This is a genomic window from Helicobacter sp. MIT 03-1614, from assembly GCF_000762925.2.
GTDB lineage: Bacteria > Campylobacterota > Campylobacteria > Campylobacterales > Helicobacteraceae > Helicobacter_C > Helicobacter_C hepaticus.
In genome coordinates this window covers 1-20,743 of the sequence record NZ_JRMS02000012.1, presented here as the reverse complement: position 1 = coordinate 20,743, position 20,743 = coordinate 1, and the positions used below count along the sequence as shown (strand labels likewise).

General features: G+C 34.0%; 18 protein-coding genes and 1 CRISPR repeat array. Of the genes, 10 read left to right on the top strand and 8 right to left on the bottom strand.

Annotation, left to right across the window (positions count from 1 at the left end; translation table 11 throughout):
* Positions 1–1,605 carry a MobP1 family relaxase gene (mobP1, locus tag LS66_RS08780; RefSeq protein WP_034342967.1) on the bottom strand — a complete coding sequence of 535 codons (1,605 nt, stop codon included), beginning with the start codon at positions 1,603–1,605 and terminating at the stop codon, positions 1–3.
* On the bottom strand, positions 1,602–2,141 hold the full coding sequence (gene mobC, locus LS66_RS08775) for a plasmid mobilization relaxosome protein MobC (protein WP_138092070.1): 540 nt from the start codon (positions 2,139–2,141) through the stop codon (positions 1,602–1,604). Before mobC ends, mobP1 begins: the two co-directional genes overlap by 4 nt.
* Before the next feature lie 387 nt (positions 2,142–2,528).
* Here mobC and LS66_RS08770 point away from each other — a divergent pair, with 387 nt between their 5' ends.
* The 6 genes from LS66_RS08770 to LS66_RS08745 all read left to right on the top strand — a co-directional run bounded on the left by LS66_RS08770 (position 2,529) and on the right by LS66_RS08745 (position 8,694).
* Positions 2,529–2,789, top strand: a complete 261-nt coding sequence (locus LS66_RS08770; protein ID WP_034342971.1) for a Ku70/Ku80 C-terminal arm domain-containing protein — start codon at positions 2,529–2,531, stop codon at positions 2,787–2,789.
* Positions 2,786–3,637 carry a hypothetical protein gene (locus tag LS66_RS08765; protein WP_034342973.1) on the top strand — a complete coding sequence of 284 codons (852 nt, stop codon included), beginning with the start codon at positions 2,786–2,788 and terminating at the stop codon, positions 3,635–3,637. The genes LS66_RS08770 and LS66_RS08765 overlap by 4 nt, the downstream gene beginning before the upstream one ends.
* A complete protein-coding gene (locus LS66_RS08760; protein WP_034342975.1) occupies positions 3,637–4,836 on the top strand; it encodes a DUF5710 domain-containing protein in 1,200 nt (399 codons plus the stop codon). The genes LS66_RS08765 and LS66_RS08760 overlap by 1 nt, the downstream gene beginning before the upstream one ends.
* Before the next feature lie 56 nt (positions 4,837–4,892).
* Positions 4,893–5,447: a hypothetical protein gene (locus LS66_RS08755; protein WP_034327567.1), complete on the top strand. Its 555-nt coding sequence runs from the start codon at positions 4,893–4,895 to the stop codon at positions 5,445–5,447.
* A 149-nt stretch (positions 5,448–5,596) separates the two neighbouring features.
* Entirely contained in the window at positions 5,597–6,658 is a 1,062-nt protein-coding gene (locus LS66_RS08750) for a DNA cytosine methyltransferase (protein ID WP_034342978.1), read from the top strand.
* Positions 6,655–8,694, top strand: a complete 2,040-nt coding sequence (locus LS66_RS08745; RefSeq protein ID WP_034342980.1) for an ATP-binding protein — start codon at positions 6,655–6,657, stop codon at positions 8,692–8,694. The genes LS66_RS08750 and LS66_RS08745 overlap by 4 nt, the downstream gene beginning before the upstream one ends.
* A gap of 639 nt (positions 8,695–9,333) precedes the next feature.
* On the opposite strand, the gene LS66_RS08740 is transcribed toward LS66_RS08745, so the two are convergent.
* The 6 genes from LS66_RS08740 to LS66_RS08715 all read right to left on the bottom strand — a co-directional run bounded on the left by LS66_RS08740 (position 9,334) and on the right by LS66_RS08715 (position 14,149).
* Complete coding sequence (locus LS66_RS08740; RefSeq protein WP_011116323.1) at positions 9,334–9,993, bottom strand: amino acid ABC transporter permease; 660 nt, start codon at positions 9,991–9,993, stop codon at positions 9,334–9,336.
* A 10-nt stretch (positions 9,994–10,003) separates the two neighbouring features.
* Positions 10,004–10,756 (bottom strand): amino acid ABC transporter permease, encoded by a 753-nt coding sequence (locus LS66_RS08735; protein WP_034367253.1) that lies wholly within the window; start codon positions 10,754–10,756, stop codon positions 10,004–10,006.
* Position 10,757: 1 nt separating this feature from the next.
* The gene (locus LS66_RS08730; RefSeq protein ID WP_011116321.1) at positions 10,758–11,540 is read right to left on the bottom strand and encodes a transporter substrate-binding domain-containing protein; all 783 of its coding nucleotides are present in this window, start codon (positions 11,538–11,540) and stop codon (positions 10,758–10,760) included.
* A 19-nt stretch (positions 11,541–11,559) separates the two neighbouring features.
* Positions 11,560–12,288, bottom strand: a complete 729-nt coding sequence (locus LS66_RS08725) for an amino acid ABC transporter ATP-binding protein (protein ID WP_034367255.1) — start codon at positions 12,286–12,288, stop codon at positions 11,560–11,562.
* Positions 12,289–12,440: 152 nt separating this feature from the next.
* Positions 12,441–13,115, bottom strand: coding sequence for a formate dehydrogenase subunit gamma (locus LS66_RS08720; RefSeq protein WP_034367257.1), 675 nt, complete (start codon positions 13,113–13,115; stop codon positions 12,441–12,443).
* A complete protein-coding gene (locus LS66_RS08715; protein WP_034367259.1) occupies positions 13,112–14,149 on the bottom strand; it encodes a 4Fe-4S dicluster domain-containing protein in 1,038 nt (345 codons plus the stop codon). The genes LS66_RS08720 and LS66_RS08715 overlap by 4 nt, the downstream gene beginning before the upstream one ends.
* Before the next feature lie 269 nt (positions 14,150–14,418).
* On the opposite strand from LS66_RS08715, the gene cas9 reads away from it, so the two are divergent.
* From cas9 to LS66_RS10325, 4 genes are all read left to right on the top strand, one after another.
* Complete coding sequence (cas9, locus tag LS66_RS08710) at positions 14,419–17,538, top strand: type II CRISPR RNA-guided endonuclease Cas9 (protein ID WP_138092067.1); 3,120 nt, start codon at positions 14,419–14,421, stop codon at positions 17,536–17,538.
* A 22-nt stretch (positions 17,539–17,560) separates the two neighbouring features.
* Positions 17,561–18,526 carry a type II CRISPR-associated endonuclease Cas1 gene (gene cas1 / locus LS66_RS08705; RefSeq protein ID WP_052057528.1) on the top strand — a complete coding sequence of 322 codons (966 nt, stop codon included), beginning with the start codon at positions 17,561–17,563 and terminating at the stop codon, positions 18,524–18,526.
* Positions 18,489–18,812, top strand: coding sequence for a CRISPR-associated endonuclease Cas2 (gene cas2 / locus LS66_RS08700; RefSeq protein ID WP_034327912.1), 324 nt, complete (start codon positions 18,489–18,491; stop codon positions 18,810–18,812). Before cas1 ends, cas2 begins: the two co-directional genes overlap by 38 nt.
* 236 nt (positions 18,813–19,048) lie before the next feature.
* Positions 19,049–19,943: direct repeats of the CRISPR family, unit length 36 nt; unit sequence ATTTTACCATAAAAGAATTTAATAAGCGGCTAAAAC.
* Positions 19,944–20,030: 87 nt separating this feature from the next.
* Positions 20,031–20,291 carry a hypothetical protein gene (locus tag LS66_RS10325; protein WP_236097018.1) on the top strand — a complete coding sequence of 87 codons (261 nt, stop codon included), beginning with the start codon at positions 20,031–20,033 and terminating at the stop codon, positions 20,289–20,291.
* Positions 20,292–20,743 lie beyond the last annotated feature (452 nt).

The following is a 20,743-nucleotide window of genomic DNA, read 5'->3' as shown; positions in this document are numbered from 1 at the left end:
TCACTCTCTAGCAATTCCTGTATCGCCGCCAATTGTCCATCGCAATTCTCTATTATCATTTCGCCCTTTGGATTCTTGCTTTGTATTGCTTCGTAGGTTATGCTGTGCATTGCTTGGCAAAAGCACCTTATCATTGCTTGGTCTGCTGCCTTGCTTATATGCCACATTGCCCTTGGACATTCCGCACATATCGGCATAGGATTTGGGTGGATTTCTAAGAGAAGGAGTGTTGGACTTGTATAAAGTGGCATTTGGTTTAATGATGCCTCCTTGTCCTCCAAGCTTTCGTTCTGCATTGTATTTTGCCCATTGTTCTCTTGTGTATTTTCTTGACTTAGGTTTTGCATTTTCTATCCTTTGTGTTAAATTTGCTTTTTTGGAGTAATAATTTGCCCACTCTTGCTTAGTATAGCGTTTTGGTGCATTCTTTGTGATGTTTGTAGAATCTGTGCTTTTTATATTGCTTTCTTTTAGCTTCATAGTCGTTACTACCTTAACCTTAGGGAGCTTTATGAAGCTTTTTTCTGCGCGATTCATTACAGATATATCCCACTTAGCAACCTTTGTTGCTGTGCTAATAGTATAAAGTCTGCCTTTAATTTTTTTCTCAAACTCATAAGGACGCAACTCATAGCCTATTTTTGCAATGCGCACATATTCTCCTTTTTGTAATTTAGAATCCTCTACAATCTGCCGCAGATTCTCTCCCCAAATGGTTGCATTGCCTTTGCGTGTGTAATAGCTAATAAAATAGCTAGGTTTATTGAGAATATCATTATTGTATGGTGCTTCACCAAAATCTAGCACTCTATAATAATGTGGTTTGGCATTATGTTCGTGCAAGGTTTTTGGTTCTACATATTCTAGATTATTGTTTGCGATTTGTCTTCCGCGAACCTTATCTCTTCTGCTTGTGGCGAGAGCATAGATTCCACGCTTGTTAAGATTGTCGGCAAAGCTCTTACGAATTTTCAAGCAATCTGCCTTTTTAATATCAATGCGCGAACCATCGTTGTTGGTAGCCTTTAAACAAATATGGCAATGAGGATTATCTGTATCATTGTGAAAGGCAAGTGTAAAATGCGTGTTTGGATAGAGATTTTTTATCGTTTCAAATGCAGCATTTCTAAGCGAACTCTCATCGCAGTCATCATAATCACGCATTGAAAAAACCATATTGTAAGTTTCTCTCCGCTCTGTTTTATTTTCATTTTCATTTGGGATAACATAGCCATTTTGATAGTTTTCAAGGCAATACACAAGGTCTTTTTTGTCGGTATAAATATTCAAATCAGAATCTATTAGCTCTAAACTCCCTTGCCTTGAAATATAATTAAGATGCGCACTCAATTGCTCTGTATTTTTCGCGCTTGAAGTGATTTTAAATACTACTTCATAGCCATTGTTTGATAATTTTTCACGCTTTAAAAGCTTAGCTTTTGCTGGATTGCTTTGGGCAATTTGCTTGAAAGAGACAAGTGGTTTTGATTTTTTTCTTGCGAGATTGATTTGATTAATTTTGGCGTGCTCAATTCGCACATTTTTTATTTTCTTTGCTTTCCACTCAAGTTCATCATCGCTAAATCTTTTTGGAGCAACACTCATTGTAAAATTCCTTGTGAATTATGACATAGTGCTTTAATCTCACTAGACATTCGTATAAGTTTGCTATCTAGGTGCTCTAATGTTGTAAGCAGATTAGAAGCTATGTTTGCTTCACTTTGTGTGTTTAACACTCGTGCAATTTGATTAATATTGACACCAATCTTATTTAGTTCGCTTCGAACAAGTGCAAGTGCCTCAATCTCTTTATTGTCAAGTATTTTGGAATTATAAATCATATTAAGTGTATGGAATTTTATAAACTTTGGCACGGAGCTTGTAGTTGTATTTTGCGCTATACATTTCAGCAAATCGTATTCTTTCTTTGTGAATGAGATTTTAATAGTCTTATAAACTTCTTTAGAAGACTCTTTGACAGATTCTATTCTTTTAAAGTGTTGTGAGCCTTGCAAATGTTTATACAGCAAATCATTAAGTATGCTTGATTTTGACATATGCAATTCTTTGGATAATTGATTTAAAACATCTGCATTTTGCAAAGAGATTCTAAATGAAATAATCGTATTTTTGTTTGCCACTTCCCTATCCTCATCCTTATGTTTGGTGTTTGCTATTTTGTTTGGTAATGCAAAAGTATTATCAAATAAAAACACTTCGTTTTGATTTTTTAAAACGACTTCCTAGCAAAATCTTTGCTAGGACTTTTCTCAAATTTGTGTTTTACAAAATTGAGACTTAAGAGCTTCGCAAGACACAGGACAAATTTTTAAATTTGTGGAAAAAAGGCTTAAAAAATGTATTACATTTTGCACCTTTTTTCCTATCCTGCATATTCTTAAAAACGCATTATTTCATACAAATATCAAATAGTCAAGTATTTTTGATATTTTATATCTATATATTTTTAAATTTATGTTATAGATTGATATTATTTTTATATAACACTAAAGGAAAGGTAACTTAAAATGGAAACGCCATATATTAAATTTTTGAGGGAACAGTATGCGGCTGCTATGAAAAAAGCAATTGCAAAAGAAAATGCAAAGCTCAATACTTTGTATAAAAATCTTTCACTTAGCATTTTTGATGAGGCACAAAACAATGAAGAGCTTAATAACATTATCAAGTCTTCTCCAAAAATCAACGAATCTTTTCAAAAGTTGGTAGCAATATTTAATGAAACTACACCAAAAAATACAAAATCTAATATAAAGGATAAAGAATGAGCATTTTCAATAATTTAAAAAAGACAGACGATGATTTTTTTGAAATTAGCTTTGAATCTAATGAGACCAATAAAACACTTAGCTTAGTGAATGAACATAAAGATACTTATGGACAAAACAATAATAAAGATGAAATTGATAGTGTGCTTTCTCATTTAGTCGCACTTGATGTTGCACGCAAAGAAAATATAAAAAGTAATGGCAATATAGATACACCGAATATAGAATTTAGCATTGCCTATGGATTAAATGGCAAGAGAGTAGAAGAATATATGTCTGTGCCATTGGGTATGGGACATTTTGAAAAAGGTATAAACCATTTGCGCGAAAATTTTGGAGTGGATTTAGAATCCAAAGTAGCACAAAAAGAAAAGGAGCATACCGATACTAGACTAGATAAATTTTGCTCTGCTTTAAAAATGCCACCGACACTAAGCTTAGATGAGCTAGACGATAGAGGTTGGGACACGATAGACAAAATGGCGTCTTTGGCACAAGGGCTATCTAGTCCTGAATTAGCTGGATTCTTAGCAGGATTTCAAGGAGCAATCAAAGAGAATCAAGGTAAGCATTCACAAAACAAAGAAATGGGTGATGAAAAATTTGTGCAGCTTATGGCTCAAAAGCTCAACATACAACTTGATGAAGCAAAACAAATTATGAATAACAGCAATGCGACAAAAGATAAGCCAAATACTCTCAATAATGAATCTAAAAATGAAGTCTCACAAACAAAGATTAATGAAATCAAAAAGAAAAGCGAAATCGCAATAAAAAATCAAAAAAAAAGTAAAGATAAGACAAAGGAGCGAAGCAATCAAAATCCATCTTTGGGAAAGAATCTATAATGCCACGAGTTGCTACACACAAATATTATATTTATGTGCCATATAAAGATAGAGAAGAAGCTAAAAAGCTGGGTGCAAAATGGGATAGCGAATCTAAAAAGTGGTTTGTGCCAAATGGTGTGAATTTAGAAAAATTTAGCAAATGGCAATATCCACAAAAAAATGAAATTGATATGAACGAAGCTTTGGAGCAATTTAATAATGCCTTGCGTGAGTGTGGATTCCTTATTGACGGATTACCTGTAATGGATGGCAAAATCAAGCGAGCAAAAGTAGAGGGCGATAGAGGAAGCGAAAAAAGTGGTGCATATGTAGGTTATACTAATGGATACCCTGCTGGATATATTGAGAATTTTAAAACAGGAGAAAGAGTTAATTGGAAATTTAAGTTAGAACAAGAAGTTCAAGTTAAATCTCTAAGTAATGCAGAAATTGAAGCCATTAAAAAAACAAATGAATTAAGAGCAGCTCAAAGAAAGGAAGAGCAGTTAAGACTTAACGAAAAAACAGCTGCACGATTAAAAGATGAATACGATAATGCACAGATAGCGCAAGTCAATCACCCCTACTTGAAGGCAAAGGGCATTGAAGTTCAAAATTTAAGGGTGGATAGATTTGGTAATTTACTTATTCCTTTGAGTGATAGTGATGGTAAGATGTGGAGTGTGCAACGAATTGCTGCTAATGGCAATAAGATTATCGGTGTAATCAAAACTCAAAAAGAAAGAGAAAATGGCGAGGAATACTCAGCAAGGAAAAAAGGGTGCTTTTACAGCTCTGCACCATTAGATTTGCACGAGCAGTTTTATATCTGCGAGGGCTTTGCAACTGCTAAGAGTATAGAAATTCTGCTTGATAAGCCAAGCATAATGGCGGTAGATTCTGGAAATTTAATAAATGTATGCGAGGCACTACTTGAAAAATACCCCCATAAACAAATTACTATCTGCGCGGATAATGATTTAAAAAATGAAGTCAATACAGGACTTAATGCCGCATTAAAGTGTAAAGAAAAGTATCCTCAAATCAATGTTATTAAGCCAAGTATGGCGGATAAAAATATTAGTGATTTTAACGACTTAATGCGTCTTAAGGGTGTAGCAGTGGCAAGAGCAGATGTTAAATCACAACTAGCAGTAACGCAAATGCAATACAAATCTCAAGATAAGGAGGTGGGAAATGAAGCTGTAAGATTCTAATTTAAAGCAGTAATGCAGAATGCGATAAGAAAAAATCACAATCAAGGAGAATTAAGATGAATTTAACACAAGAACAAAAGCAGGAGGCAAAAGAGCTTCTATCAAAGCTTGAAAATCTTTATAATCACAGAGCTGGACTTGATATACTCAAAATAAATAGAGAAGATACATTGAGAGAGGAAATAGCTAGTATATGTGATATAAGAAATAAACAAGGAGAAATCCAGCCAAACAAGGTAAAAATGCCTTTGCTGTTGGCATTAATAGATGAAATATTCTTTGATAAAACCAACAAGAAAGAGGAGGAATACGCCTTAATGGACTCATACAGACAAGCTTTATCAGGCAAAGATGTCAATAAAGATACGATTAATGCCTATGTAGCGTTACAAGAGGAGATTAAGGAAAACAATCAGAATCTAAAAGAAGTATTCAAAGAAACCAGCACTCTAGATAAAGAAATCCTTGACGCTATTAATCTAATCGCAAAAGAAAGATACAAAGAGATTCTTAATAGCAAAAAGCTTAAGGTTGGAATGGAAGTAAAAGAGCCGAAAGATATGTCTGCAATTCTAACACTTATCAAGGAGCTTGAAAGTATTTTGAAGTAAAATAAGCATAGATTAAGGGGTATCCCCCTTAATTCTTACTCTTGTGAAAGGATTTTGCGGTCTATCTATACTATATAATAGCTAGATAAAATTAAAAATTGTGTATAATTTGATTTCTATTAGAGTTATGAAATTAGGGATTAAAAGTTATGAAAGCAAATGTCATTGATTTATTTTGCGGTGTTGGTGGTTTAAGTTTTGGACTTAAAAAAGCTGGCTTTAATATACTTGCTGGATATGATGTAGATTCTTCTTGTAAATATGCTTATGAAACCAATATTCAAGCAGATTTTATTAATAAAAACATAAAAAATACTTTTGCTAGTGAAATCACAAACTACTTTAATACTTCAAAGTCATCTATTAGGATACTTGTAGGATGTGCTCCCTGCCAAACATTTTCGCAATATACACAACAATCTAAACGAAAAATAAATAATAAAGATGATGAAAAATGGACATTGTTGAACGAATTTTTAAGAATTGCAATGGAGGTTCAACCAGAAATCATTAGTGTGGAAAATGTGCCCAATCTGATGAAATACCCAATCTTTGATAATTTTATAGAGGAGCTAAAGAAAAACAATTACTACATTAGTTATAGCATAGTGTTTTGTCCTGATTATGGGATTCCTCAAAATAGAAAGCGATTGGTATTGCTTGCATCAAAGTTAAAAGAAATTAAGATTATTGATAAAACCCATAATAAGGATAACTATGCAAGCGTTAGGGACACCATAGGAAATCTACCAAAAATTAAATCTGGAGAGCAATCCAAACTTGATAAATTGCATATTTCGCGCGCACTAACATCTATAAACATTCAAAGAATTAAAGCAACACCAAAGAATGGTGGGAGCTGGAAAGATTGGGACGAATCTTTAGTTTTAAAGTGTCATAAAAAGCCAATAGGGAAAAGCTATGGCAGTGTATATGGTAGAATGAAATGGGATGAACCTGCTCCTACAATGACAACTTTTTGCACAGGGATTGGTAATGGAAGATTCGGACACCCCGAACAAGACAGAGCTATTAGCTTAAGAGAGGCTAGCTTGCTACAAACTTTTCCGATAGACTATGATTTCATTGAAAACAAGAACGAGCCTCCGAAAATGGGAACAATATCAAGGCACATTGGAAATGCTGTTCCACCAAAACTTGGAGAAGTGATAGGGTTGAGTATTAAAGAGCATCTAAAGGATTACAAATGAGTGATAATATAATTGAATTTTCAATAGCCAATCAAGCGGCAACACATCTAGGCAGAAAATTATACAATAGCAATCCCCCTGCACTTGCAGAATTAGTAGCCAATTCTTATGATGCATATGCAACAAAAGTCAATATTATGATAAATAATAGTTTTATTTGCGTGATTGATAATGGTAGAGGGCTTAATATAGATGAATTGCGTAATAAATATGCGAAAATAGGTAAAAGGAAAATTCAAGAATTCCCCATTAATGACTTAAGTGAGAGAAAGCCTATGGGGCAAAAAGGAATTGGTAAGCTTGCTGCTTTTAGTTTGGGGGACGAATATTCTGTATATACCAAGAATTCATTGCAGAATAAATGGATTACTTTCAAGTTATTATATTCGGCTTTTATGAATGATGAAATAACATATCCTGTAGAATGGAGTGAAGTTGATAATCTTCCTGATTATTTAATGCAATATAACAATTATGATTCAGGTTTCATTGTGGTAATAGAGAGACCAATTAGAACGCCAACACAATCTACCATAGCCAATTTAAAAGTTCATTTATCAAGAAGATTTTATATTGCTTCTAGTGAAACCAATTTTACTCTCTATATTAATAATGAAATAGTGGATTTATATACTCATGAATATTATAAAAATATAGATTTTCTTGTGTATTTTGGCTATACGAACGATGAAATAAATTCAATCTTTCCAAACATAGATAATGATAAAAAAATCAAATATACTAAAAACAAAGAAGTGGTTGATTATATTGATGAACATGTAGAAGCAGGATTCAAAGGATGGTTTGGAAGCGCATTAAAACCGAAACAATTGCAAACAAAAGATTATGATTTTAACAATGTCATTGTTTATATACACAAAAAAATTGCTGATGAGAATATTTTTAAGGATAGCGGTAATGCTCGTATGGCAAGCCAATATTTAGTTGGAGAAATACAAGCTGATTTTTTGCATTCAGACGATTCTCCTATTACTTCAAGCAGACAAGGATTAGATACTTCTGATGAATATGTAAAAGAATTTATTGAGAATCTTGATTTTATAAGAAAATTTTTTATAGAGAAATGGGATGAATTTAGAAGCAAAGAGACCATAGAATATTTGCCAGAATCAATTAGGAACAATGATAGTTATAATAAATGGTTAGAAACTCTAGAGCCAAATGAAAAAAAATTGCATGATAAACTTTTAAATATGATGATGAAGCGTATTGATACAGCAGAAGATGAGACAATGCAGGATAGGGAAATAAAACAAATGATACAATCTATTGTAAATACGATAAACAATGTTCAAATAGTGGAAATAGAGAAAAAATTAAACATACAAGAAATTGATGATAAGTATATTGATTTTTTAAATATCTTAATGAATAAAATAGAAAAATCTGAAGCAACTAAGGCTTTTGAATTGGCTAAGCAGAGAATTTCGGCAATAAAAGAACTTGAAAAAATGTTGGAAGAAAAAGAATTAAAAGAAAAATTTTTTGAAGAGCATTTATATAAACATCCTTGGTTGATTAATCCATATTGGAATCAAAAAACTAGCAATCAAGATTCATTTAATACAATAAGGCAAAAATATTATAAAAGTATTGATAAGGAGGGAGATCAACATAGAAATTTCATTGATATTTTAATTGAAACAGCGGAAGAACAATATCCTATCATAGTTGAATTAAAGAAAAATACGCCAACAGGACATGCAAACATAGAATATGAGGATATAACAAAACAAATTAAACAATATAGACAAGCAGTGATGCAAAATTTGCCAAATAATATACAGAAACCCATAAAACCGACAGAAATTAAAGCATATTACATTATTTCTGAAGATGCTGGATTGAAAGATACTGGAAATACCATTTCATTTTCAGAAGATGAAATGAGGTATCTTAAAGATTCTAATATTGAATTGTTGAAATATAATCAAATTATTAGTAACGCATATTCATCTTATGATGAGTTCATAAAAATCATAAAGCAAGAAAAAAAGATTCCTAATTTTGATTAATTTATTAAATCTCCTGTTATCGCATTAAAGTAAATCTTCTGCCTTGTAAGATAGAACTTCTTATAAAGAATTATGGATAAAGACCAAGAGAATGGGAGAATTTTAAAAATACTTAAAGAAATTGATAAAATGGATAAACAATGATTTGTGCATTTACTTTGTAAGACCAGCTCTCTGCCATATTTGATAAAAGCTACGCAGAGCTTCGCTTTTCTAAAAATGGTGATGAAACACCAAAAAAGAATTTAGTATTGATAATCGCCCTGTTTTTTTGCCTTAATAGCTTTTTATTTTGGAGTTTTTCCTCTGCTTTTAGAAATGCGAGGCATTTATCAAAGCAATATTTATTTGTGTGGTTCTGCCACACAAAATATGTTGGTAATTTTGACTTTACGCAAAATTACTTGACCGATTAGGATTTTTAAGATAAAATCTAAAATTAGATTTTATCTTAAATTATATATTTAATGTAATTTTAAGCTTTTATCTTGCTGAATTAAAAACTTTTGTCATTTGGGAACTTTTAAGGGAACTTCTTACAATTAAAGTCTTATAAAACACTATAAATAGGCTTATTTGATAATTTTATTAGAATCCCTTCCTCTCTGCCATAGATTTTACATTTTTTGATAAGTAACTTTATGAAATATATGCCATTTTTTTATCAAGATAACGCACAAGCACAGAAAGACTAAAACAAATCACAAAATACACTCCTGCAATCAATCCAATCATAGCAAGTATTTCTTGAAAACTCGCTAGTTGGGCTAATATAATCTTAGATTGATAAGTAAGCTCTGCTATTTGCAATCCTGCCAAAAATGAAGTATCTTTAAAAGTCGTAATAATCTGCGAAAGCATAGAAGGAATAACTTTTCTAAAGGTTTGAGGCAAAATAATATAAAAAAGTGTAAAAAATTGGCTAAAACCCTGTGAATATGCTGCTTCAAATTGTCCTTTAGGCACAGAGTTAAGCCCGCCGCGAATAATCTCTGCCATAACCGAGCTTGTATAAAGCGAAAAACCAATAGTTCCCCATATTGCAGGTTCAGCTCGTCCAAAAAAACTCGGCAAAACAAAAACAGCAGTAAGCATCCATAAAAGCAAAGGTGTATTTCTAAATACTTCAATATAAATAGCTGCAAGAGAACTTATAATCCTGCCACCATAATTGCGTGTAATTGCTAAAAATGTGCCAAAAATGATAGAAATCACACAAGTTGCTAATGCCACAACAAGCGTTAGATAAAGCCCATCAAGTAAAAAATGAAGATTTGATTGATTAAATACATTTCCCATAATATCTTCCTTATCGCTTTAAGTGAGCAGTTTTAAGTCTATCTTCATAAAACTTCGCAAAATATGCTAAGGGATAGCACACGATAAAATATAAAAATGCCGCAAAAAGATATGCCGGTGCATAATTGCTTGTATCTCCAGCATAACTATCAGCTACATACATAATTTCTCCACCTGCAATAATCAAAAGCACAGAAGTATTTTTGATAAGATTCACTACTTGATTAGTGATTGGAGGCAAGATGATTTTAATAGTTTGAGGCAAAATAATATAACGCATTTGCTGTGTATAAGTAAAGCCCTGTGAAGCAGAGGCTTCAAATTGTCCTTTAGGCACAGCAAGTATCCCGCTACGGACAACTTCACTCACATAAGCACCGTGATATGCACCCACTCCTAATACACCCACACTAAAAACATCAAGATGGATTCCAAGCGGAGGCAAGGCAAAGTAGAGAAAAAATATCTGTATCACTAAAGGTGTATTTTGAAAAATCTCAACATACATTCGTGTGTAAGCACGAAGAATTGTAATCTTGCTTGTCGCCATAACACCACCAATCGTGCCAAATATAAGTGCTATAAGCAAAGCTAAAATGCTCACACTCAAAGTATAACCAAAGCCAGAAAGAAACTCGTTACTTTGAGCAAGAGTGTCAATAAACTTCCACATCGCAAATGGGCTGGAACTTTCCTCATCATATAAGCCTATATACTCCAAAAATGTGCGTAGATTCTCTACCCAACTTACACTATCCACGATATTACAAGCCCCACTTTTTTGCTAATTCATCAATTTGTGCTTTATTCTTTTTTACAAATGTATCAATAAAAGCCGCGAATTCTTTATCTTTTTTTGGACTTACAATACCATACTCTTGAGGCTCAAAACTATCAGAGAGAATCTCGCTTTTTTTATCAACATAACCTAAAAGAATTGACTTATCAACACTAAAGGCATCAATACGTTTTGCATCAAGTGCAGCTTTTATGCTTGGATAATCTGGAAATTCATTAAATTTCACATTTATGCCTAGTTTTTTTGCTGCAGAGGCAATGGCTCTTTTAGAGGTTGCGGCTTGAGCTACCCCAATAGTTGCATCTTTCATATCTGCAAGTGATTTATAACCCTTTTCTTTAAGCACGAGCAAACCCACAGAATCCTTATAATAGGGTTCAGAAAAGTTATAAGTGCGTTTGCGTTCAGGCGTAATTGTAAAGGTCGCAATCACAACATCTATGCTCCCATTATCAAGCAATGGTCCTCGTGTCTTGGCATTAACTGCAACAAGTTTGAGTTTATTTTCATTGCCTAAAATATGCTTTGCTAGAAGTTTTGCTACATCAATTTCAAAACCCTTAATCTCTTTTGTTTTTTGGTCAAGCAAAGCAAAATGTGGAATATCATTTTTGACACCTACCACAAGCTCATCTTTTTTCTTAATATCTTCCAACATACCTGCATTTGCTTGCAAAGCAAACATACTTAAAAACAAAAATAATCCTGCCACTTTGAGCAATCTTTTCACATTTACACAACTTCTCATAACATCTCCTTACATTGGTTTAATGACTTAAAATTTTTCCCAAGAATGCTTTAGCTCGTTCCGTTTTTGGAGACGCAAAAAATTCTTTAGGCACACTTTCTTCCACAATAGCACCATCTTCCATAAAGATAATTCTATCGCTCACTTCCCTTGCAAAACCCATCTCGTGCGTTACAACAACCATAGTTGTATTGCTTTGATGTGAAATTTCTCGCATAACATCTAAAACCTCTTGTATAGTTTCAGGGTCAAGAGCAGAGGTAGGCTCATCAAAAAGAATATAGGGCTTTTGGGTGCAAAGACTTCTCGCAATCGCTACACGTTGCTGCTGTCCTCCGCTTAGTGTCGCTGGATAAACCTTTGCCTTATCTACAAGCCCTACAACTTCAAGGTATTTATAAGCTAATTCTTGAGCCTCTTTTTTACTTTTACCTCGTAGTTTAATAGGTGCAAGCGTGAGATTCTCAAGCACATTCAAATGTGGATAGAGATTAAAATGCTGAAACACCATTGCACAATATTCTCGACAAATCTTTGTTTTTGTTTTATGATTAAGCGTAATGCCCTCTACAACTACCTCGCCAGAACTCACCTCTTCAAGCCCATTCATACATCGAATAGTCGTGCTCTTGCCGCTCCCACTTGGTCCAATGATAACAAGCTTCTCGCCATCTTTAATTGTCAAATTAATATCTTTTAATACGTGATGACGACCATAAAATTTATTCACATTTTTTAATTCAATCACATTCAACCCTTATGTAAAATATACAACAAACGACTTTAACATAAAAAATGTAAATAATGCCAAACAAATAAAAAGTAGCAGATTCTATAATAAAATTGTTAAATTAAATTGCCCACATTTTTTCCACAAACCATTTATCAATGGGCATTTTTCTAAGAATCCAATGCTTCCTCTGCCTTTTTTACGCCATTTTTCCATAGTGTATGCCTGTGTAAAATGTAGTCTGCACTCACTTTTCCACTAAACATTCCACTAAGCAAAGGACGATTTGCTTTAAAGATAAAAGCAGCTAAATGCCCAATAATTGCTAAAATCATCAAAAACATTCCCAAATTATGCAGCTGCGTAACCCAAAACATTGTCCCCTCACTTAGATTAAATCCCGCTAGGTTTTTATAAGTTTTAATCATTCCAGTAACAACCAAAAGCAAAATCACCATCGCAATTCCCACATAAGCAAGTCTTTGCTCGGGCAAATATTTCTCACTTGGTGGCTCCTCTCCCTTAAACAACATCGCCTTAATCACAGCAATGCTTTTACCAAAATCGCCCTTTTTAGGGAGTATATCAAACTCCTTTCGCCCAAAATGAAACATCAAATGGAATCCCACAAAGAATAATAAAGCAATCGCAAACACATAATGCACAACTAAAGAGATAGAATAATCCCCGCTCCAAGCCATTAAAGGCAATTCATTGAGCATATAACGCTTACTGATTGGCATTTGCAAGATTCCGCTAAAAATAAGCCCAAAAATACTTATTGCAACACCCCAATGCACGATTCTATTTTGCGCACTTTGTCTTTGTATTTTTGCCTCTTTCATTTTCTCTCCTTTTTATCGGTTCTATTTGCCATTGCCACAGCAATACCTCCTGCTATTACCCCCGCAACAGGAGCTAAAAGCACACTTTTAATCAAAGCAGAATCTTCACTCACAAAGTTTTTAATTGCAAGATTCATATGCGGAATCCCCATTTTTTGTGGTTGTTCTTGTGTGAAATTGTGTTTTTGGTTTAAAGATTCTTGGATTTGCTCAAACGACACTGGCGAGACATAAAATGTAGAAGTGCCACCATTTTGCGTATCCCCATAGATATAAGTCCCCTCTTTGTCTCCCTTATACGCTTTTTCCAATGCCTTAGCTTTGGTAAGTATTTCCTCTCTATCTCCAAAGATTATGGCTTTTTTAGGGCATTGCACCTCACAAGCTGGTTTTTGGTTCTTGGCGAGTAAATCCGCGCAACTATCGCATTTATACATTGCTCCTCCCCCTGCAAGTTTAGGTGCGATTTTCAAATAGATTCCAACTCCTGCTTGTCTTTGTGGAATCCCCCAAGGGCATACATCTCTACATTTTGCACCGCCAAAGCAATATTCATCATCAATTTTTACCGCGCCATTAGAATCCTTAGAGATAACACCAAAGGGGCAGAGCTTCTGGCAAGTCGGATCATCGCAGTGCATACAACGTCTAGGCACATATATATCTCTATCCTCAACCTTTAGAGATTCCACATAAGTCCAATTATAAGGGGTTAAACGCTTAGTATTTGCTCTATCTTTGGAATAATCCTCATAGACTTTTCGCGGAAAATAATACGGGATCTCCGCTATTGGCTCGGGAAAATTTGTCGTATTTTTTGCTTTACACGCATCAACACAAGCGGGAATCTCCCTATCTCTGCACCCATCGCACAATCCCAAATCTATAATGGAAGCCATTTTATATTGTGGTTGCTTAGAATCTGTAGATTGTGCCGCATTAACGCTTACAGCACTCACACTTGCCACGCCTAGAAATTTTAAAAAATTTCTACGCGATGTATTTGTCTGATTGTTTTGATTGGTTTCTTCCATAATTTTAACCTTGATTTAGCCTTAAAAATATGGAAGTATATAAAATTGCAAAGAAAATAAAAGTGATATTATCACATTTGCACTAAGCCCTACCCAAACATTCCATTAAAGTCATTTTCAATTTGAGTATATCTAGTGCAGCGGCAATTTGTCTACGATGATGCGTAGCGTGGTAAAATAACGAAATAGAATAAAGCAATATAAATCTAAGCTATTATAAACAATATTTAATGTATCGTTAATGAGTTTTAATAGATGGAGGTTTGTAGGTGAAAATTTTAAGTTTTGACATAGGTATTACAAGTATTGGTTGGGCTTTTGTAGAGGGAGAAGAATTAAAAGATTGTGGGGTGAGAATCTTCACCAAAGCGGAGAATCCAAAAAATGGTGATTCACTTGCTGCTCCGCGTAGAGAAGCAAGAGGGGTTAGACGGAGATTAGCACGGAGAAAAGCTAGGCTTAATGTGATTAAAAGATTGCTTTGTAAAGAGTTTGGGCTAAATTTAAGCGATTATTTTGCAAATGATGGGGAATTACCAAAGGCATATGAGACAACCAAAGATACCAAAAGCCCCTATGAGCTACGCACTTTAGCCCTAAGTCAAAAGCTAGATTCTAAAGACTTAGCACGGGTGATTTTACATATCGCTAAACATCGCGGCTATGGGAACAAACACGCAAAAACAGGAAGCGATAAAGATTCTGGAAAGGTGCTAAGTGCGATTAAAGTAAATGAAACAGCTATGAAAGATAAGTATCAAAGCGTAGGTGAATACCTCTATAAAGAATTTTATCAAAAAGAAAGATTAGAAAGTGAGAAAAAAAGTAACAATACCACAAAAGAATTTAAAAATGTGCGCAATAAGGGCGAAAATTACGAGCATTGCGTGGCACAAGAGCAAGTAAGGGCAGAGTTAGAGCTCATCTTTACAAAGCAAAAAGAATTTGGATTCCCCTTTAGCGCCAAGACTTACAAAATTTCTTATGAAAATGGTGAGGCAAAAGAGCTAGATTTTACCTCTGCGATTATAGAAACCGCCTTTTACCAAAGAGATTTAAAGAGTTTTGAAGATAAAGTCGGCAAATGTGTATTTTACGAAAATGAAAATCGCGCACCCAAAGATTCCTTAAGTGCTATGGAGTTTGTCGCACTCACGCGTATTATCAATACTCTAAAAAATCTTGAGGAGAAAAGTAAGAATCTTGGTATTGGTGAAACCTATGGCAAAGATAAGATTCAAGAGATTCTAAAAAATGTGTTTGATAAAGGCGAGATGAGTTATAAAGAATTGCGAAAAATCCTTAAACTTAATGAGTCAATTTTATTTGCTAAAGATTCTAAGCTTGATTATACCAAAGGAATGCAAGAAGCTGAAAAGGCAAAGTTTATTGAGCTAAAAAATCTTAAAGCTTTCAAAAAAGCAATGGGTGGAGACTTTAGCAAGTTTCCTCGTGAGGAGCTAGATAAAATCGCTACCGATATTGCCCTCATTAAAAGCAAAGAAAATTTAGCTAAAAAATTGCAGAACTATTCCGCATTAAGCAAGGAGCAAGTAGAAGCCCTAAGCAATTTGAGTTTTGCAAAGCATATTGATTTAAGCCTTAAAGCACTTCATAAGATTCTGCCCTTGATGTGTGAGGGGTTGTGCTATGATGAGGCGGTGAAAAAGGCAGGATTGCAAGAGCATAGAAAGCATAAGCAAAAGGGCGAGTTTTTAATCCCGCTAAAAGACTATGAACCCTATTTAGCAAATCCAATTGTGGCAAGGGCATTAAGTGAGTATCGTAAGGTGCTAAATACACTTTTAAGAAAATATGGAAAAGTGCATAAGATTCATTTAGAATTTACGCGTGAGGCAAAACTAAGCGCAAAAGAGAGGCAAAAGTATGAAAAAGAACAAAAAGAGCATTTTGAGGTGAATCAAAAAGCAATACAGCAATGCGAGATTCTAGAATTACCCATTAATGGCACAAATATTCTTAAGATGAAGCTTTGGTTGGAGCAAGGGGAATGTTGTATTTATAGTGGGCAAAAAATTACAAGAGAACATTTGCTAGCTTCTAATGCCTTGCAAATTGATCATATTTACCCTTATTCGCGCAGTTTTGATGATAGCTATATGAATAAGGTGCTTGTGTTTAATAAAGAAAATCAAAACAAGCTTGATAAAACACCCTTTGAAGCCTTTGGGAGTGATAAGGAGAAGTGGGATAGGATTCTTAGCTTTAGCGCAAATCTTCCTAAACAAAAGCAACGTAGAATCAGCAATAAGGACTTTAAAGATAAAGAGCGTGGCTTTATTGCAAGAAATCTTAATGATACAGGCTATATCGCTAGACTTGCTAGTCAATGGAGCAAAGATTGTTTGGAGTTTTTGCCACTAAGCGAAAATGAATGCACAATCAGTGGAGAGAAAAATAGCAAAGTACATATAGAAGTAGTAAGCGGGCAGCTTACCGCAACTTTGCGGCATTATTGGGGCTTGGGTGATAAAGATAGAAATAATCACCTCCACCACGCAGTCGATGCAATCATCTTAGCTTACACGAATGCAAAGACCAAAAATGTGTTTGCAAATTTTAAGAAAACGCAAGAACAAAATAAGGCAAAATTCTATGCTAAGCAAATTTCAGAGCAAGAATATAAAAAGCAAAAAGCATTTTTTGAGCCTTGTGCGAATTTTAGGCAAAGAGTTGAAGAAAAAATTAATGAAATATTTGTCTCTAAGCCTCCTAGAAAAAGAGCGAGAGGAGCTTTGCACGAGGAGACATTCTATTCTTTTGAGGACGAAAAACTCTTAAAAAGCTATGGTGGGAAACAGGGTATAGAAAAGGCGATTAGTCTAGGAAAAATCCGCCAAGTAGGCACAAAGATTGTGAGTAATGGTGCAATGGTGCGCGTAGATATTTTTAAGGACAAAAAAGGTAAATTCTATGCTGTGCCAATCTATACAATGGACTTTGCACTTGGAATCCTGCCAAATAAAGCGGTAGTGCAAGGCAAAAGCAAAGAAGATGGGGTGATTAAAGATTGGATAGAAATGGATTCTAACTATACATTCTGCTTCTCACTTTTTAAAGATGATTTAATCTTGGTGCAGAAAAAAGAAATGGAAAAGGCGGAGTTGTGCTATTTTGTAGGTTTTGGTGTTTCAACTGCAAGTATTCAAGTAGAAAAACATAATAATAAATTTGAGGGCTTAAGCGAGAATGAAAAGATTCTTTATTCTAATGCTACACAAAAGGAGGTAGTGGGCAAAAGCATAGGAATCCAAAATCTTAAAACCTTTGAAAAACACCAAGTCTCACCTTTGGGTAAAGTGCAAAAGGTAGAGTTTGAATCCCGCCAAGAGATTAAGCTCAAAAGTAGCTCTAAAAGAAAAGGCTAAGATTCTATAAGGAGGGCAAGGAATGTTTGATTCAGCCTTTCGCACCTTATTTTTAAGCACACCTGCCTACTTAAGCCTAGAGGATAAACATCTTTGCATAGCCCAAAAGGACAAAGAGAGCGTCAAGATTCCACTTGTGGATATTTTGTGCGTGATGTTAGAATCTCATCAAATCACATTGACAAATGCACTGCTTAATGCATTTGCTCTGCATAAAATTGTTGTTTTTACCTGCGATGAATGCCACCTACCAAGTGGGCTATTTATGCCATTTTTAGGGCATTTTAGAAGTTTTAGCGTGTTGCAATCCCAAATTAACTTAAGCAAACAAAGAAGGGCGATTCTGTGGCAGCAAATCATCAAGGCAAAAATTCACAACCAAGCCCTTTTACTAAAAATGCAAAACAAAAAAGAATATGAGGAGTTAGAATCTTTAGCAAAAAGCGTGAATTTAGGAGATTCAAGCAATAACGAAGCTAAAGCCGCAGTAATTTATTTCAAAGCTCTTTTTGGTAAAAACTTCTCCCGCAAAGTGCAAATTTTTGAAGAGAGTAAAATGGGAACGATAAATGCTGCACTCAATTATGCTTATGCAATTATACGAGGAGTGATTACAAGAAGCCTTTGTGTGAGCGGACTAAATCCTGCACTTGGGATAAATCATAAAAATCAGTTTAATGCCTTTAATTTGGCAGATGATTTGATGGAACCTTATAGAATCTTTGCAGATTCTGTTGTCGTGCAGATGGTTGAAGTTGGGGAATTAGAGGAGAGCTTAAGTTTGCAAAATCGTGTGAAGCTGGTAAGTATTTTGCAGAGTGCGGTTATCGTAGAAAATAAGCTTTATCCACTTACTCGTGCAGGCGTTGTGAGTGCGCAAAGTGTAGTGAAATGCCTTGAGAGAGAAAATCTTAAGCTTAAACTGCCGCTATTTTGCGAGGAAAAGAGTAATGGAAGAGAAATTTATGAGAGTGTTAGTGATGTTTGATATGCCAACTTGCAGTAAAAAAGAGCGTAAAGATTATGCGAGATTTCGTAAGAATCTTATTAAAGATGGCTTTATGATGCTGCAATATAGCGTGTATATGAGAATCTGCAAAGGTGTAGCAAGTGCCAATAATTATTTGGATAAGGTGGGTTTGATTGTGCCTCCCAAAGGGCATATTAGGGCATTAATCCTTACTGAAAAGCAATTTGATAATATGCGATTATTGCTAGGCAGTAGAAGCGAGAATGAAAAAGCAAATGCACCAAGACAGCTTACGCTTTTTTAGGTTAAAGGATAGAGATCTAAATACTTAGATTCTTAAAAAGATTTGTTAAAAGGTAATGTATCAATAAGATAACTCGGTTTTAAAGGGATTGTAACCCTGCGGAGACCGAAAACTCCTTATTTTAGCCGCTTATTAAATTCTATGTTAGGATTATATCTTAGATTTTCTTAAAAATCACTCATCTAAGATATTTAAAGTCTTTCAAATACCGAAAAATACGATAATTGAGAAAGTGTATTTTACCATAAAAGAATTTAATAAGCGGCTAAAACCATTTAGGACAACGGCATTTCCCGCTAAATATTTTACCATAAAAGAATTTAATAAGCGGCTAAAACCTTGTGGTGAGTATGGTTCCAGAACTTTTCATTTTACCATAAAAGAATTTAATAAGCGGCTAAAACTTAAATTTCGTTCAATTGCGGAAGCACATAATTTTACCATAAAAGAATTTAATAAGCGGCTAAAACAATCTTTAGTTCCCTCTCATCTTAGTTCTTATTTTACCATAAAAGAATTTAATAAGCGGCTAAAACCGGCTGGTTATATTGCCGCAAATAAACCTTATTTTACCATAAAAGAATTTAATAAGCGGCTAAAACGCTAGTAAAGTGAGGTGTTAAATGTTAAAGATTTTACCATAAAAGAATTTAATAAGCGGCTAAAACCAATAGTCGAATGCCTTTTATGATCATAAGATTTTACCATAAAAGAATTTAATAAGCGGCTAAAACGCAGTGTGAATGTTAGTGGTCAATCTCATTATTTTACCATAAAAGAATTTAATAAGCGGCTAAAACTAAGATCAGCATAATCCCAACAACTATAAAATTTTACCATAAAAGAATTTAATAAGCGGCTAAAACTCAGGCAATGCTGATTACAATCAGTCTGAGATTTTACCATAAAAGAATTTAATAAGCGGCTAAAACGAAAAGTTAGGAATGTTAGATGTACAATCAATTTTACCATAAAAGAATTTAATAAGCGGCTAAAACCTCATAAATCTTTGTAAGATTCTTATCCTTATTTTACCATAAAAGAATTTAATAAGCGGCTAAAACTAGGAGATTGGCGTTTACCCGTTTTGCAAAGATTTTACCATAAAAGAATTTAATAAGCGGCTAAAACTAATACTTTGATATGTTGAGCATTAACAAGGTTTGCCATATCATTATTATGATTTCATACATTTGATACCAAAATAAAGGACAAAAAGTGTTAAAACAAAATATTAAAGATGAGATTATGGAGTACGGAATCTACACCATACAAAATGAAAGTGAGATACCACAGAATCTAAAAGAAAGTAAATATACTTTTTATGTCAAGATAAATGGTAAGGATATAAAAGATTATTGTATTGATTATATGGATATTATGCAAAATGCTTTTTTATTTCACACAAAAGATTGTATAAATAATCCTATGGCTTTTTACGATTGGATGTCAGATTTTATCTTGGCTTTATTACAATAAAGAAAAAATACAGGTTATAATAATATTATTTTGGTCTTTGAGTATTGGAATGAAGTAGGCAAAGGTTTCTTCAACTCGGGAGAAAAACTGAGAGAGAATATTGGAGAGTTTCATAGAAACAAAAAATGAGAATCCAAAAAATAATGAAGGAATTTTAAAGTTATTAGATTTTGATATTTTCAACATCTATTTAATCTCATAAATATTAGATTATGAAAGTGAAAGGAGATACCCGCATAATAGAAAATAAGAAAATTACTTATTAGGGAGGTTATCGGGAAGTAGAAAAATGCTTTGAATTTTATTTATATGATTTTTATCTCTTTACTGCTTTTGCCCTTTGCACTCCATAGACTTGGACTTCCTGAATCCTTAAGCCTTGCGGTGTGGGTTGTAGGAGCAGTTTTAATGTTTATCTTTAGTGTGCATATCGTGCAATTTTGGATTTGCAA